Origin of the sequence: Allosalinactinospora lopnorensis (assembly GCF_000981225.1) — a bacterium.
GTDB lineage: Bacteria > Actinomycetota > Actinomycetes > Streptosporangiales > Streptosporangiaceae > Allosalinactinospora > Allosalinactinospora lopnorensis.
Genome location: NZ_LAJC01000027.1, coordinates 1 through 15,127, shown reverse-complemented (window position 1 = coordinate 15,127; position 15,127 = coordinate 1). Strand labels below are relative to the sequence as shown.

Here is a 15,127-nt window from a genome sequence, read left to right as displayed (position 1 = left end):
GTTGAACGGGGCAGACGGGATCAAGGCGTTACTACGATTGGCCCTACACCCCCTATCGAGTCGTCGTCTGCTGGCCCGGCGGTGTCACAACAGCCGCGTCCGCGGGCACAGTAGGGACAACGCAAACATGATGTCAGAACGTACGTGTATTTGAGCAGCCAGGCCGATTGATCCAACGCACCGCGGTACCCCGGTGCGCCCACCGCGTGTTGCAGTACGGTTCCGGTGGTCGTAGCGGAGACCCGCCGGGGCGAGATACCCCGCACCCCCAGCGGAGCGGTATATCCCCTGACCCCGGTCAACGGGGTCACCGGCATATGAGTTGCGGAGGAGGGGAATCCATGCCCGAAGCGACCCGAGAACCGGCATCGGAAGCGCAGCTGGACGAGCTTCTCAGTGCCCTGTACAGCATGAGGGACGGCGATTTCAGTGTACGCCTGAGTTCCCCGAACGGCGGAAAGCACGGTGAGATCGCGACCGTTTTCAACGAGGTCCTGGACCACTGCGAGCAGCTCAGCAGCGAACTGCAGCGCGTTGGCGGCGTGGTGAGCAGCCAGGGAAGGCTCAACGAGCGGATCTCCGTCAGTCCGGCCCGAGGGGCGTGGAGCAAGAGCGTCCAGGCGCTGAACCAGCTGCTCGACGAAGTCAGCGAGCCCGTGACCGAGGTCGCGCAGATCCTCGATTCCGTGGCCGGAGGCGACCTGTCCCAGCGGGCCGACCTCACCAGCCGGCACGGCGCCCTCCAGGGCGACCTGCTCCGCCTGGCCACGTCGGTGAACCGGATGGCCGATCAGATGCACGGGTTCACCAACGAGGTCACGCGGGTGGCGCGTGAGGTGGGCACCGAGGGCAAGCTGGGCGGCAGTGCCCGGGTCGAGGGGGTCTCCGGTGCCTGGCGCGACGTCACCGAGTCGGTCAACCAGATGGCCTCCCGGCTCACCGCGCAGGTGCGCGACATCTCCGAGGTGACCTTCGCGGTGTCGCGCGGTGACCTGAGCCGCAAGGTGACGGTGGATGTCCAGGGTGAGATGTTGCAGCTCAAGGACACCGTCAACAGGATGGTGGACCAGCTGGACTCCTTCGCCGATGAGGTCACGCGGGTGGCGCGTGAGGTGGGCACCGAGGGCAAGCTGGGCGGCCGTGCCAATGTCAAGGGCGTGTCGGGGATCTGGAAGGACCTGACCGACAACGTCAACTCCATGGCGGACAACCTCACCAACCAGGTGCGCGACATCTCCCAGGTCACCACGGCCGTCGCGCGCGGCGACCTGGGCCGCAAGGTGACGGTGGATGTCCAGGGTGAGATGTTGCAGCTCAAGGACACCGTGAACACGATGGTGGACCAGCTGGACTCCTTCGCCGATGAGGTCACGCGGGTGGCGCGTGAGGTGGGCACCGAGGGCAAGCTGGGCGGCCGTGCCAATGTCAAGGGCGTGTCGGGGATCTGGAAGGACCTGACCGACAACGTCAACTCCATGGCCAACAGCCTGACCTACCAGGTCCGCAACATTTCCCAGGTCACCACGGCGGTCGCCAAGGGCGATCTGACCAAGAAGATCACGGTGGACGCGCAGGGTGAGATGTTGCAGCTCAAGGACACCGTGAACACGATGGTGGACCAGCTGGAGTCCTTCGCCGACGAGGTGACCCGCATGGCGCGTGAGGTGGGCACCGAGGGCAAGCTGGGCGGCCAGGCGCACGTCCGCGACGTGTCGGGGGTGTGGAAGGACCTGACCGACAACGTCAACTCCATGGCCAACAACCTCACCCACCAGGTGCGCCAGATCTCCATCGTCACCCGCGCCGTCGCGCGCGGCGACCTCACGAAGAAGGTGACGGTCAACGCCAAGGGCGAGATCCTGGAGCTGAAGGACACCATCAACGTGATGGTGGACCAGCTCTCGGCGTTCGCCGATGAGGTCACGCGGGTGGCGCGTGAGGTCGGTACCGAAGGGCAGTTGGGCGGCCGCGCCGACGTCAAGGGCGTGTCGGGGATCTGGAAGGACCTCACCGAGAACGTCAACTCGATGTCGCACAACCTGACCACCCAGGTGCGCAACATCGCCCAGGTGACCTCGGCCGTGGCCAACGGTGACCTGACCAAGAAGATCACGGTGGACGCGCAGGGCGAGATCCTGGAGCTGAAGGACACCGTCAACACGATGGTCGACCAACTGTCGGCGTTCGCCACCCAGGTCACCCGGGTGGCCCACGAGGTGGGCAGCGAGGGGCAGCTCGGCGGCCAGGCCAAGGTCGACGGGGTCTCCGGCACCTGGAAGCAGCTCACCGACAGCGTGAACGAGCTCGCCGGGAACCTCACCACGCAGGTCCGCGCGATCGCCGAGGTGGCCAGCGCGGTCACCCGGGGCGATCTGACCCAGAACATCCAGGTCGACGCCCGCGGCGAGATGCAGCAGCTGAAGGACAACATCAACCTGATGGTCAGCAACCTGCGCGAGACCACGGCCGCCCAGCGCGACGAGGACTGGCTGAAGAGCAACCTCGCCCGCATCTCCGGCCTCATCCAGGGCCACCGCGACCTCAACGAGCTGGCCCGGCTGATCATGAACGAGGTGACGCCGCTGGTGGAAGCCCAGCACGGCGCGTGCTTCCTGCCGGAGGAGAAGGACGAGGAGGAGACCTTCCGCCTCTACGCGGGCTTCGGCTACCAGCCCAGCGAGCCGCGGCGCCGGGTGCGGGCCGGTTCCGGGCTGGCCGGCGAAGTCATCGCGCAGAAGAAGGAGATGATCATCCACAATGTGCCGCCCGACTACGTGAAGGTCGAGTCCGGCCTGGGCGGGGCGCCGCCGCTGACCCTCGCGATCCTGCCGATCGTCTCCGAGGACCGCGTGCTCGGTGTCATCGAGCTGGCCTCCTACAGCGAGTTCCGCGAGGTTCACCTGAACTTCCTGCGCCAGTTGGTGACGCGGATCGGCACCACGATCAACACCATCCTGGCGAACACCAAGACCGAGTACCTGCTGGTGCAGTCCCAGCAGCTCACGACCGCACTGCAGGAGCGCTCCAACGAGCTGCAGCGCCAGCAGGAGGAACTGCGGCGCAAGAACGCCGAACTGCACAGCAAGGCCGGCCAGTTGGCCAGCCAGAACCGGGCGATCGAACTGCAGAACCGGCAGATCGAACGGGCCCGGCGCTCGCTGGAGGACCGGGCGCACCAGCTGCAGGTCTCCTCGAAGTACAAGTCGGAGTTCCTCGCGAACATGTCGCACGAGCTGCGGACTCCGCTCAACAGCCTGCTCATCCTCGCGCGGCTGCTGGCCGACAACTCCGAGCAGAACCTCACGTCCAAGCAGGTGGAGTTCGCCCAGACGATCCACAAGGCGGGAAGTGACCTGCTGCAGTTGATCGACGAGATCCTGGACCTGTCCAAGGTGGAGGCGGGCCGCGCCGAAGTGCAGCCGAGCGACGTGTCGATCGGCTGGCTCGTCGACTACGTCGAGGCGTCCTTCCGCCCGATGACCGGCGAACGCGGGCTCGCGTTCGCCGTCGAGGTGTCGCCGGACATCCCGAACTACCTGTGGACCGACGAGCAGCGGCTGCAGCAGATCCTGCGCAACCTGCTGTCCAACGCGGTGAAGTTCACCAGCTCCGGCGAGGTGCGGATGCTCATCGAGCCCGCCTGGGCGCTCGACGACGCCGACCTCGACATGTTCGGCGAGAACGAAGAGGTCATCGCGTTCTCGGTGACCGATACCGGGATCGGAATCCCCGACGACAAGGTGCAGGTCATCTTCGAGGCGTTCCACCAGGGCGACGGCGGAACCAGCCGGCGCTTCGGCGGCACCGGCCTCGGGTTGTCCATCAGCCGGAACTTCGCCCGGCTGCTCGGCGGGGAGATCCGGGTGCAGAGCGTGCTCGGCGAGGGCAGCACCTTCACCCTGCTGATGCCGGTGCGGCTGCCGGAGGGCACCGCGGAGCGGCTGGAGGACCCGCTGGAGGCGGTCTCGGGGCTGCCCGCGGAGACCCAGCCGGACATCGAGCCGCTCACCGAGATCCGTCCGGAGCTCCCGGAGAGCCCGGCCGGTACCGCGGCACTGGACGAGGGCGCGGACGGCGCCGCCGACGAACAGGGGGAGCCGGCGCCGGTACCGGTCCTCAAGGTCGCGGACGAATCGATCGAGGGCGTCGAGCAGGCCGACCCCGAGACGCGCGACGACCCCGACCGCGACGCCGCGCTGGCGGGGAAGCGCGTGCTGATCGTCGACGACGACATCCGCAACGTGTTCGCGCTGACCAGCGCGTTGGAGGCGCACGGATTGGAGGTCCTGTACGCGGACAACGGCCACTCCGGTATTGAGAAACTGGAGGCCAACGAGGACATCGCCCTGGTACTGATGGACATCATGATGCCCGAGCTGGACGGTGACGCGACGACCCTCGCCATTCGGGAGATGCCGCAGTTCGCCGACCTGCCGATCATCTCCCTCACGGCTAAGGCGATGCAGGGCGACCGGGAACGTAGCCTGGAAGCGGGCGCGTCGGACTATGTCACCAAACCGGTGGACCTGGACCATCTCCTGGACGTGATACGCGCGTGGCTGGACCAGAACTCGGCCGGAGAAGACACGGATAACAAGCAGGAGCAATGAACGTGCCCCATAAGGCCAACATCCTCCTCGTGGACGACCGCGACGAGAATCTCACAGCCCTGGAGGCGATCCTCACCTCCCTCGACCAGAACCTGGTGCGCGCGAACTCGGGCGAGGCGGCGCTGAAGGCCCTCTTGGAAGGGGATTTCGCGGTCATCCTGCTCGACGTCATGATGCCGGGGATGGACGGGTTCGAGACCGCCGCCCACATCAAGCAGCGGGAGAAGACGAAGGACATCCCGATCATCTTCCTGACGGGCGCGGGAATCGACCGCCACCAGGTGTTCCGCGGGTACGCCTCCCGGGCGATCGACTACCTCACCAAACCGTTCGATCCGTGGGTGCTGCGGTCCAAGGTCGAAGTGTTCGTCGACCTTCACCACACCAAGCAGCGGTTGCGGGACCAGTCGCGGATGCTGCAGCGCGACCTGAACCCGGAGTCCGGGGCCACCGCCGGTTCGGTGGCCGGGCAGCTCTCGCGCCGGACCGCCGAGATCAACGCCAACCTCGGACTGCTGCGCGACCGGATCGTGACGGAGGAGCGCGAGAGCGACCAGAAGACCATCGAGGCGGTACGCGACCTCGACCGCTCCGTCGCCCGGCTGACCACCCTGGTCGAGGCCATCCATGGCCCTGAGTAGCATCCGGGCGGGCAGCAGGGCCGCGGGGCCGGCCGCCGGCACGAGGGGAGCGGTGTGAGCGCGCCCGGGAACACCTCGTGGCCGCGCAAGCTGATCAGCCCTTCCGGACTGGTCTTCGTTCTGCTCTGCCTGTTCCTACCTTTCGTCGGGGTCTCCTGCGAAAGTGGGCTGGGGACTGCGGGTCCACGCCAGCGGGTGGGACATGGCCGTCAACGGCACGCCCTCGGTCAGCGGTTCGAGCGCGGTGTACGGGAGCGGGGCCGACCTTCCGGGCGTCTTCAAGTCGCAGGAGGAGGGCGTCGGCGCGCACCCCCTGATGCTCCTCGGGATCCTGGCCGTCCTCACCGGGGCGGTGGCCGGGAGCATCCTGCAGTCGGTGTTCGCGCGTGCCCTGGCCGGTCTCATCGCCTCCGGCGCCGCCGCCGCGCTGATCGCGGCCAACCAGGTGACCGTGCTCGTCGGTCTGGAGGACCGGGTCGAGGAGTACGCCGGCTGGGCCGGCGACGAGGTCGCGGGCGGTACACGCTACGGCTTCTGGGTGACGCTGGTCCTGCTCGTCGCGATCGCCGGCTACAACCTGGTCGAGTTCCTGCTCTCCCGGCGGCCGCCGGCCGGCCCGGTCCCGGGGTACGGCCCGCCGCCGTCCTACGGGGCGGGCGCATCGGCTCCGCCGCCGTGGGCCCCGCCGTACTCCTACCCGCCTCCCCACCCGGGGCCGCCGCAGCACCGTCCCTACGGCCCTTCGGGACCGTACGGGCACCCGCACGGGTGAGAGCGTGGTCAGTCGGCGGGTCTGGGCGGCAGCGCGAGCCCGATGTGCTCGCCGATCTCCTCGATCAGCCCGAGATCGGCAAGCCTGAACGCGCCCCGGTTGCTGCGCCGGATCAGGGTCAGCGCCCCGCGCACGCCGCGGCTGCCCCGCAACGGGACGCACATCAGCGACCCCGCGCCGAGTGCGCTGAGCAGCGGCGCTCCGTCGCGGTCCCGGCCGAGTATGCGCTCGTCCTCGATGAGCTGGTGCAGCACTGACTTGCCGCTGGCCAGGACATCGCGCGGGACCTCCGAGCGCTGCGGGTCCAGCGACTCCACGAGCCCGCGGTGGTCCTCCCCCCGGGGACCGGCGACGACCGCGCGCCGCGCCCGGCCGGCGTCACCGGGCAGGTCGCAGACGTCCATGAGGACCCAGTCGGCGTAGGAGTCGGCGAGCAGCTCCGCCGCGTCGTCCAGCGCGAGGGAGCGGCTGGGGCCGGCGCCGCGCAGCAGCAGGCGGGTCATCCGCGTCAGCACGTCGAGGCGGCGCGCGGCGAGAACGACGACCTGGTCCTCGACCTCCGACTCCAATGGGGCGGGGCCCTCGTCGTGCACGCTGTTCAGCGGCGGGGACATCACGACGACTATCAGCGGTTCGGCCTCGGTGGGCACGTCCAGCCGCGTCAGTGTGAGGTGCACGTCCTCGGCCCAGCCGCGCTGCGCCAGCCGCGATTCGAAGGACGCGGGCTCGCCGCCCCGCAGCACCGCGGCCAGCCACGACCGCATGGCCGCACGCCGGCGCAGGTCGACGAAGTTGGAGAACGGCTTTCCGGTGAGGTACCCGCTCGCGCTGCCCAGCCGCTCGGCTCCCATCGCGTTGATCCTGCGGATGTAGCCCTCGCGGTCCAGGAGCACCACGGGGATGCTCAGTTCGGTGAAGACGGCGCGCAGGACCGCCCGATCGTCGTCGTGGCCGGAGCGCCGGGGCGTGCTCGCCTCCTGGGCCGTGAGCCGATCCTTGCAGTCGCGCAGCAGCTGCTCGGCGAACCCGAGCTCGGCGAGCGCGGCCTCGGCCGTCCCGGCGGCGTCGTTCGGGAACATCGCGTGCGTGCTGCGCAGCGCTGAGACCCGGTCGCTCAGCTCGGTGACCTCGCGCTGCAGATCGGGGACGTTCTCCGGCACGCTTATGACTCCAGACGTTTCCAACCCTGGGCCCGTGGCGGCGGAGTACGGCGACGCCACGCCCTGTCGCCGACGCTAACGCATGGCTTGGATGATCGGGACGGAGGCTACCGTGGAGGCGAGGTCGCCGCGCACGAGGCAGACGTGAACAGGGCCGGGCGCGGCGCAGGAGACCAGGGGGGCGCGCCGATGTGGATTGAACGCCTTGCGCGCGAAATCGGCGCGCACGGGCAGGCCGAGGGAAGCACCCCCGAACGCGCACTGGACCAGATGAGTATGGCCGCCGCACGGGGGGTGCCGGGGTGCTCCGCGGCGCTGGTCGTGATCTGGCGGGATGTCGTCCCCGGTGAGGAACGCACCGCGGAGGTCGCGGGCCGCCAGGTCGTGGTGGACTACGGCGCCTCGCATTCCGACCTGGCCATGGCCTTCGAGCACCAGTACACGACGGACGAAGGGCCAACGGTCGAAGCGGTCCGCGAGATGACCGCGGTGACCGTGGGGGACGTCCTCCGCGAGGACCGCTGGCCTCGCTATACCAGCATGGCGGTGCAGTGCGGCGACCGGTCCTCGGTGACGTTCCCGTGCGAGCTCGAAGGCGCGGTCCTGACGTTCGGCGTGCACGCGGGGCGGGCCGACGCCTTCGACGAGACCGTGCTGACCCCTCTGGTCGCCCTGCTGGCCGAGCACGCCGCGATGGCGCTGCACAGCGCCGGGCGCTACACCGATGTCGCGCGGGAGGCCGCGCACATGCGCCGCGCGATGAACGCGCGGGCCGTCATCGACCAGGCGAAGGGGATCATCATGCACGCACGCGGCTGCGATGCCGCTCAGGCCTTCGAGCAGTTGCGCGAGGTGGCCCAGCGCAACCGGATGAGGGTGGCGGAGGTCGCCCGGAGCCTGGTGGAGGAGCACGCCGCGAACACCGGCCCCGCGAAGCGCTGAGGCGGCCCCGGAGGCGGTCCGGGCCCGTGGACACGCGGGGTATCGGTGCGATGACGGCTTCCGCCGGAGCCTGTCTTCACCTCCGGCAATGGCCTAAGGTAGCGGCGTGGAGCGCGAGCGAATGGGAGAGCAGGGCTCGACGTCGTCGGAGACGTAGTGAACGAGGAGCGTGAGCGTGGCGTCCGATATCCCGACCCGGACCGAAGGCGATGTCGTGGTGGTCGCGCCCTCGGGTGAGCTGGACGCCGTCACCTCTCCCGATCTCGCCGAGACGCTTGCCGGGATCCTCAGAACGGGGAAGCCCTGCCGGGGTATCGTGATCGACTTCTCCGAGGTGACCTTCTGCGACTCCCGCTGCATCGGGGTTCTCGTCGCGGCCTACCGGCAGGCCCGCGACCTCGGGATCGGTCTGGCCGTCTCCGCCCCGCAGCGCACTGTCTACCGGCTGTTCGTGATCGCCGGGATCGACCAAGTGATCACCATCGACCACGACACCCGGCACGCCATGGAGGCCGTGCTCGCCTAGGAGCAGGCGTCAATCCGACCGGAAGTACATCCGGATCAGCGAGCCGTGCCTGCCGCCGCTGATCTCCATGAAGTCGCAGACCTGGCGGGTGATCCACAGGCCGTAGCCGCGAGGGCTGAGCGGGTCGGCGGGGTGGTAGCCGCCGAGCGGGTCGGTGAGGCTGCCGTCCTCGTCGAAGACGTCGCAGACGATCCGCCCGGAGGACCGCCACACGGAGATGGTGCCCTTCCCCGCTCCGTGCTCCAGGACGTTGGCGGCCAGCTCGTTCACCGCCATCACCAGGTCCCCGATGCGCGGAGGGGGGAGGCCGGTGGTGGCGGCCAGCCCGCTGACCTCCTCACGCAGCGCGAGAAGGTCCGACCGGACCTCCACTGTCCGTACGTCGCCGCTCGGCGGCGGCAGTGAGCGATCGGCGTCGGGGGCGCTGAACGCGACCGGGTCGCGGTAGTCCGGGCTGCTCCACACCCCGGTGCGCGCCACCAGTATCGGATGGGTGCGGCGCACGATCCGCTGGATTTCCCCCGGGAGCGTACGGGTGTCGTGCAGGCACAGCAGGCGCAGCCGGGTGCCGGCGAGCGCCGAGTCCAGCGCCGAGTCCAGGCGGTGCCACTCCCGCAGCTCCAGGGGATCGTCGGGCAGCACCGGCTCCCCGACGACCGTGACGTGTCGCATGGGCCGGGCGAGCGTCAGGCGGTGCAGTGCGGCCAGTGTGCGGCCGGGGGCGTCGTAGAGCCCGGCGCGGTCGGTGAAGTCGAGGTCCGTGTCCGGCCTGCCGCCGAGCGCGGACCGCAGCGTCTCCTCGTGCCGAGGGCTCACCGCCACCGTGACGTGGTCGCCTTCGGCGAGGGCGGCGCGGATCCGGGAAACGATGATCTCGTGCAGGTCGCGGGTTGAATCGACGAACACACCGTAGTGTTCGAATCCTTCGGACCCGGTTCCGTCGGACTCCGCGCATGACGTCATAACAACATCACCCCGGGCATCCCGCCCAGCCAGGGCTGACTTCTGCGGTTTCGTGGCGTTGATTCCGATTACCCGGACCAGTGTGCACCATCGCCCGCCGCCATGGGCATCTCTTTTTCCCGCGGTAGCGCGCGCTGGTAGACCTGCTCGGTTTCGGCGGCCACACGCTGCCAGGTGAACCTGGAACGGGCGCGATCGGCCCCGGCGATGCCGTAGGCGCTGCGCATCGTGGGCTCAAGTGTCAGACCGCGCAGCGCGCGCCCGAGCGTCTCGGGGCGGGCGGAACGCAGCAGCACGCCGGTGGTGCCGTCCAGCATCGCCTCGGTGACACCGCCGGCCGCTGTGGCGACCACCGGCAGCCCGCACGCCATGGCCTCCAGAACGGCACCGCCATACGGGTCGTAGCAGGCGGCAGAGGCGTAGATGTCCGCGGAGCGGAGCAGCCGCGGCAGTTCCCTGCGGTCGACGGGGCCCGTCAGGGTGACGCGGTCGTTCACCCCGGCCTCCTTGGCGAGCAGTTCCAGGCGCCGCGCGTCGTCGTCGAGCGGGAGCTCCACCGGCGCGGGTCCGGCCACGATCAGCAACTCGACTTCGGGCAGCCGGGTCGCCGTCTCGATCAGCGCGTCGGCGCCGCCCCCCGGGCCGAGTCGGGTCACCGTGATGATCCGCGGCCGGTCCTCGCGACGCCCCGTTGTCCAGGGCTCGGTCGCGCCGCTTCCCTCGACGCTGAAGTGGTCGGTGTCGACGCCGTAGGGCACCACGCTTACGCGCTGCCGCGGAACCCCCAACCGGGCCAGTTCGAAGCGCTGGTCGGCGGAGGTCACCACAATGCGCTCGACCTGTCCGGCGAGCGCGGTCTCCATACGGGCCCGGTCGGAGCGCTCCGGCAACCCGGCGCGCTGTTCGGTCACGTTCAGCGAATGGAAGGTCTGCACGATCGGCGGCGCGGTGTCCGACCCGTGGCCGGTGCGGACCGCGGAGAGCGCGGCGAGGCCACTGGTCCAGCCGAATGTGTGGATGACGTCGGGAGCGCCCGATTCCTCGAGAGACGCCGCAAGGCCTGTCGCGAAGCTCCCCGTGTGTCCGGCGACCTCGTTCTCGTTCAGTACCCGCTCCGGGCCGGCGGCGAGGTGTTCGACACCGACCCCGCGCCCCAGGCGGTAGTGCCTCGGCAGCCCGGGAGCGCTGCAGCGGGAGTAGACGGTGACGCGGTGTCCGAGTCTGGCCAGGTGGCGGGCGAGTTGGACGACATGGACGCTGTCACCGCAGGTCGGCTCCCCTCTGTGCGCTGGGAGCGGGCTCGCGTGCTCGGCAACCAAGGCGATCTTCACGTATGACTCCTCATGATGGGACGGCGGACCCGGCGTGTCCGGTCGTGCGTGCCCTCGGGCCGCTCAGGCAAGGGCGGGCAGGCCTGAAAGAGCCCGGACGGGCATGGGGGAACAGAGGGGAGGGGAGGAAAAGCGGGAAAACGGGACATGGGCAGACGCAACGAGACCACACCTTCGACCGTTCGGTTGGAGCACGGGAGGCGCTCGCTTCGCAGAACCGGGCGGTTGGCGCCGGGCGCGAGCGCGCGAAAGGCGGTGTGTCTGCGTCTTAGACACCCAATGAGGTGTTTATTCTGCCAGACCGCGGCGTGAGCCGACAATGGTCGCTGTGACGTGCGTAAACGTGAGATGTGTGACGCGGTTCGAGTTCTGGATGGGTTTGGCGTGCCCTCTCCGGGGCAGGGACGGCGGGGACAGCTGAGATGGGGTAGGCAATCCTCGGACGGAGGTCGGTGATGAGCGGGCGTCCACCCTGGCGGTCGCCTGGTGCAAGCACAACGGGGCTCGGGGACCCGATACCCGGCTACACGGGCAGTGGATCGCTCCGCGGGCGGCGCGCCCTCGTCGTCGGCGGTGTCGTGGACGGGGCGGGACTCGGCCGGGCCGTGTCGGTCGCACTGGCGAAGGAGGGGGCGGTCGTCGCGGTCGCCGACTCCACCGGACGCTCCGGTCTCCCGGGCGCGTGGCCGCTCGACCACCGGGGTCGGGACGACGCGCTGCTCGCCACCGCGCGGCTGCTTTCGGCGCTGGGAACCCGGACCCTGCCGATCCACTGCGATCTGGCCACCGAGGGCGGCTGCCGGGCGGCGGTCGCGCACACCGCGCTGGAGTTCGGTGCCATCGACGTGCTCGCCGTCTGCAGCGGTGACCGGCCCGGGGAGGTCACCCGGCTGAGTAGCACGACCTGGTTGGCTCAGGCGGCCCGGGTGTTCATGACCGGTGAGGCCTCGGTTATCCTGCCGGCGACCGACGGTGGGAGCCGCAACGGCACGGCGGCCGGGGAGAGTGTGCCCAACCTGCCCGGGCCGCTCGTCGAAGCGCTGCGGGAGCGCGGTGTCCGCGTCGGTGGTGTGTCCCCTGCGAAGGGCGACTCCCCCGCCGACATCGCGGCGGCCTATGTAGCGCTCGCCTCTCGCAGCGGCGCGCCCGGCGCGGAGGACGGACGGGCCGGTCCGGAGCCGCTGCACATACGGAATTGACCGGGGCAGGGAGCGCCCCGTCCGGAACCGGTTTCGTGGCCGCGGCCGGAAACGGACGTTCGACCGTGAAGGGCCGGCGTGGAACTGCGTATCAGGGCGTTTTCCGTCATGATGTACACGGATTTTGACCGCGTTCAGCCGTATCCCGATACGGTTACATGATCACTGCGCCTCGACTACCGTCCAAAGAGGCGTTGCTGGGGAGTGCGCGGCAGAAGCTTGCCGACGGAACAGGAGGTAGGGCGTATGGGTGTCGCTGGTGGGGAAGTCACGGTCACGGCCCTCACGCACCGGGGCGCTGTACGCCCGGCCAACGAGGACGCCGTGGTTATGGGGGCGCTCACGGTCGCCAGTGCGAACATGACGATGCCGGTGCGTTCCGTGCTGGCGCTGAGCGAGCCGGTGATCCTCGCGGTCGCCGACGGGCTCGGGGGGCACGCGGCCGGTGAGATCGCCTCTGAGCACGCCGTCCATCGCATGGCCGAAATGAGTCCCCGGCTCACGAGCCCTGACGATGTCGACATCCTTCTGAAGAACATCGACGAGGAGATCAAGGACCACGCGACCCAGCACGCGGAGTTCTCCGGGATGGGGACGACAGTGGCGGGGGTGCTGCTCGTCCCCGACGCCAACTTCTGGTTCAACGTGGGCGACTCCCGCACCTACCGGATCGAGGGCAGTCGGCTCCGCCAGCTCTCCGAGGACGACTCTCCGCCCCTGCCGCCGTCGGAGGACGGAAAACCCGTCACGACGAACTTCATCACCCAGTCCCTGGGGGGAAGCGGCAACACGGCGATGACCCCGCACGTCGGGCGCGACCCGGAACCCGACCCGTCGGCCTGGCTGATGTGCAGCGACGGCCTTTCGGACCTGGTGCCCGTCGAGGAGATGGAGCGCATCCTCGCTGAGGCGGGCAGCGATGAGGCGGCGGTGCACGCGCTCTGGCAGGCGGCCATGGAAGGCGGCGGTCGCGACAACGTCAGCATCATGCTCGCGCGCCGGGCCTGAGGGCCACGCACACCACCCGCGCCCGGCCCACCACGAGGATCCCGAGTGGTACTCGGGATCCTCGTGGTGGTTTACGGTCCGTCGGCCTGATCGCTGCCGCCGCCCTGGCCGGGGCGGTTGCGCATCCGGACGAGCAGGACGATGATCAGTGCGGCGATGGCGATGGCCGCGATCACACCGGCGACCGGACCGAACCGCGCCATGGGGTCGGAGGCGGTGGTGTTCTCAGAGGGCCCTTCGTCCGCGGTGCCGTCCTGGTCCGCGGTGTCCTGATCGCCGGTGGTCTCAGCGTCCTCTTCCTCGTCCGCGGCCTGGTCCTCGGCGACACCGTCCTCGGAGAGGCTGAAGGCCAGTTCGTCCTCGATCGGGTGGCCATCGGTGGAGACGATCCGGTAGGCGGCCGTGTACTCGCCGGCGGTGTCGAGCGGCCGTAGTCCGGTCGACGCCGTTTCACCGTCGAGCCGGACGCCGCCCTCCTCGTAGGTTTCCCCGCTGGGGCCGGTGACGATGATGGTGTTGCCGCCCTCCAGGGCGTCATCGTTGAACGTGAGGGTGATCTCCTCGGGGGCGCTGTCGAGTTCTTCGCCGTCCTCTGGGGAGGACTCGACGAGGTAGTTGTGCGCCAGTGCCGCGGGAGCCGAGCCGAGTCCCAGCAGGAGAGCAGCGCCCAGTGCGGGGATCAGAACGGCGCAGCGGCACGCCACGGGTCTGGTCGTCATGCGTTGTGCCCTTTCGGTCGGACGTCTCCGTCGTTGCTGTCAGGCGCGTTCGCGCCTACCTGGGGACAGGACGGGCGTCCGGCGGGCCCCGCGGGCGGTCTTGGCGCAGTATGCGCAGGCCCGGACGGAGGTCCGGCGGTTCCGGCGCGAACCGCGGCGGTCCCGCGGCGACCAGCCGGGGAGCGCGCACCGGCCGCGGTAGGGCGCGGCCGAGGAGCGCCAGAAGCGTCCACAGCGCGGCCTCGCCGTGCGCGAGCAGCGCGGCGGCCAGGAGCGCCGCCCACAGGTGGCCGGCGAGCATGCCGGGAGAGTAGCCGAGGAGCCCGTGGCCGGCGTGGGCCGTCAAGGGGGCCGGGGCGGCGGTGAACTGGAAGATGATGTGCAGCCCGCACTGCGCGGCGGCGAGAACGGCGAAGATCTCGCCGAACCCTCGTTGGGAACGCGTGAACGGGCCGAGGAGCAGCCCCAGGGCCGCGGTGGCCAGAAGGAACGATCCGCTGGACACGGCGGAGCCGCCCCAGGCGATGTGTCCGCTCCATGCGATCCCGGTGCACGCGGCGGCGAGCAGCGCCGTGCGTGCCCCCCATAGAGGGCCTTGGCTGGGAGCGTGCACGTTTCCTGAACCTAGCGGAGAGGCCGTGACTTCGAAAGTCTCGGGAAACGCTGCAGGGCCTCGCCGGGCCCTGGCAGCGTTTCGTGGTACCTGCCGTGCTCGCCGTTCTGCGGTGTCAGCCGGCGGGGACCAGTTCCCGGCGCATGGAGCGGCGCTCCTCCGGAGTGGTTCCGCCCCAGACTCCGTGCGCCTCTCCGGCCCGCAGGGCCCACTGCAGGCACTCGCGGCGGACGGTGCAGGTGCGGCAGATGGCCTTGGCGAGTTCGGCGTCGTGCCGACCCGGCCCGGTGGTGCTCACCGGAAAGAACAGCTCCGGGTCGTACTGGCGGCACGCGCCCTGTTCGACCCAGTCTTCACTTTCGTGGTACAGGCGGTTCACCAGGCGCCTCCGATCCCTGGCTCGTGTCCCTTGTCCCGTCGGTGCGTCTCACCGACCCGTGGGACCTCGCGCGAAGGCTGTCGATGACGGTGCCATAAGAGCTTCAGCGCGATGCGACCGATTGTAGTACTACATTAGGTCGTACTACACCCGGTCCGCAAAAGACCCGGCTCTTTTCCAAGAGGGGAACAAAGTGTTCGCGGGTCTTCCGCTGCGGGAGCGCCGACGGCGGGGCGGGACGCGGGCGGCCGCCCCGGGCCGGGG

Annotated in this window: 13 protein-coding genes; 7 read left to right on the top strand and 6 right to left on the bottom strand. The window is 69.7% G+C overall.

All coding sequences use genetic code 11. The features are described from left to right. The first annotated feature begins 341 nt into the window (after window positions 1-341). From VS93_RS11875 to VS93_RS11865, 3 genes are all read left to right on the top strand, one after another. Window positions 342-4,610, top strand: a complete 4,269-nt coding sequence (locus tag VS93_RS11875) for a HAMP domain-containing protein (protein ID WP_046470019.1) — start codon at window positions 342-344, stop codon at window positions 4,608-4,610. Window positions 4,611-4,612: 2 nt separating this feature from the next. Then, on the top strand, window positions 4,613-5,251 hold the full coding sequence (locus VS93_RS11870; protein WP_173434302.1) for a response regulator: 639 nt from the start codon (window positions 4,613-4,615) through the stop codon (window positions 5,249-5,251). Between the two features lie 202 nt (window positions 5,252-5,453). Continuing rightward, window positions 5,454-6,023, top strand: a complete 570-nt coding sequence (locus tag VS93_RS11865; RefSeq protein ID WP_156184792.1) for a hypothetical protein — start codon at window positions 5,454-5,456, stop codon at window positions 6,021-6,023. An 8-nt stretch (window positions 6,024-6,031) separates the two neighbouring features. Here VS93_RS11865 and VS93_RS11860 read toward each other — a convergent pair whose 3' ends face one another. Next, entirely contained in the window at window positions 6,032-7,183 is a 1,152-nt protein-coding gene (locus VS93_RS11860; protein ID WP_046470016.1) for a GAF domain-containing protein, read from the bottom strand. Window positions 7,184-7,372: 189 nt separating this feature from the next. Between VS93_RS11860 and VS93_RS11855 the strand changes: the two genes are divergently transcribed. Continuing rightward, the gene (locus VS93_RS11855; protein ID WP_046470015.1) at window positions 7,373-8,125 is read left to right on the top strand and encodes a GAF and ANTAR domain-containing protein; all 753 of its coding nucleotides are present in this window, start codon (window positions 7,373-7,375) and stop codon (window positions 8,123-8,125) included. A 175-nt stretch (window positions 8,126-8,300) separates the two neighbouring features. After that, complete coding sequence (locus tag VS93_RS11850; protein ID WP_046470014.1) at window positions 8,301-8,651, top strand: STAS domain-containing protein; 351 nt, start codon at window positions 8,301-8,303, stop codon at window positions 8,649-8,651. Between the two features lie 9 nt (window positions 8,652-8,660). Here the strand turns inward: VS93_RS11850 and VS93_RS11845 are convergent, their stop codons facing one another. Both VS93_RS11845 and VS93_RS11840 read right to left on the bottom strand, forming a co-directional pair. Continuing rightward, the gene (locus tag VS93_RS11845; protein ID WP_046470013.1) at window positions 8,661-9,614 is read right to left on the bottom strand and encodes a sensor histidine kinase; all 954 of its coding nucleotides are present in this window, start codon (window positions 9,612-9,614) and stop codon (window positions 8,661-8,663) included. Window positions 9,615-9,682: 68 nt separating this feature from the next. After that, window positions 9,683-10,945 (bottom strand): glycosyltransferase, encoded by a 1,263-nt coding sequence (locus VS93_RS11840; protein WP_046470012.1) that lies wholly within the window; start codon window positions 10,943-10,945, stop codon window positions 9,683-9,685. Window positions 10,946-11,400: 455 nt separating this feature from the next. Here VS93_RS11840 and VS93_RS11835 point away from each other — a divergent pair, with 455 nt between their 5' ends. Both VS93_RS11835 and VS93_RS11830 read left to right on the top strand, forming a co-directional pair. Beyond that, a complete protein-coding gene (locus tag VS93_RS11835) occupies window positions 11,401-12,144 on the top strand; it encodes an SDR family NAD(P)-dependent oxidoreductase (RefSeq protein ID WP_046470011.1) in 744 nt (247 codons plus the stop codon). A 246-nt stretch (window positions 12,145-12,390) separates the two neighbouring features. Beyond that, window positions 12,391-13,152, top strand: a complete 762-nt coding sequence (locus VS93_RS11830) for a PP2C family protein-serine/threonine phosphatase (RefSeq protein ID WP_046470010.1) — start codon at window positions 12,391-12,393, stop codon at window positions 13,150-13,152. Between the two features lie 71 nt (window positions 13,153-13,223). Here VS93_RS11830 and VS93_RS31540 read toward each other — a convergent pair whose 3' ends face one another. The 3 genes from VS93_RS31540 to VS93_RS11815 all read right to left on the bottom strand — a co-directional run bounded on the left by VS93_RS31540 (window position 13,224) and on the right by VS93_RS11815 (window position 14,863). After that, a complete protein-coding gene (locus tag VS93_RS31540; RefSeq protein ID WP_046470009.1) occupies window positions 13,224-13,871 on the bottom strand; it encodes a copper resistance CopC family protein in 648 nt (215 codons plus the stop codon). A gap of 55 nt (window positions 13,872-13,926) precedes the next feature. Next, entirely contained in the window at window positions 13,927-14,484 is a 558-nt protein-coding gene (locus VS93_RS31535; RefSeq protein ID WP_046470008.1) for a hypothetical protein, read from the bottom strand. A 115-nt stretch (window positions 14,485-14,599) separates the two neighbouring features. Beyond that, window positions 14,600-14,863, bottom strand: a complete 264-nt coding sequence (locus VS93_RS11815) for a WhiB family transcriptional regulator (protein WP_046470007.1) — start codon at window positions 14,861-14,863, stop codon at window positions 14,600-14,602. Window positions 14,864-15,127: the final 264 nt, after the last annotated feature.

What these genes read in the sequence shown, in the direction of transcription:
- VS93_RS11875 (WP_046470019.1), top strand. Translation starts at nt 342, where the DNA reads ATGCCCGAAGCGACCCGAGAACCGGCATCGGAAGCGCAGCTGGACGAG.
- VS93_RS11865 (WP_156184792.1), top strand. Translation starts at nt 5,454, where the DNA reads ATGGCCGTCAACGGCACGCCCTCGGTCAGCGGTTCGAGCGCGGTGTAC.
- VS93_RS11855 (WP_046470015.1), top strand. Translation starts at nt 7,373, where the DNA reads ATGTGGATTGAACGCCTTGCGCGCGAAATCGGCGCGCACGGGCAGGCC.
- VS93_RS11845 (WP_046470013.1), bottom strand. Translation starts at nt 9,614, where the DNA reads ATGACGTCATGCGCGGAGTCCGACGGAACCGGGTCCGAAGGATTCGAA.
- VS93_RS11835 (WP_046470011.1), top strand. Translation starts at nt 11,401, where the DNA reads ATGAGCGGGCGTCCACCCTGGCGGTCGCCTGGTGCAAGCACAACGGGG.
- VS93_RS11830 (WP_046470010.1), top strand. Translation starts at nt 12,391, where the DNA reads ATGGGTGTCGCTGGTGGGGAAGTCACGGTCACGGCCCTCACGCACCGG.
- VS93_RS31540 (WP_046470009.1), bottom strand. Translation starts at nt 13,871, where the DNA reads ATGACGACCAGACCCGTGGCGTGCCGCTGCGCCGTTCTGATCCCCGCA.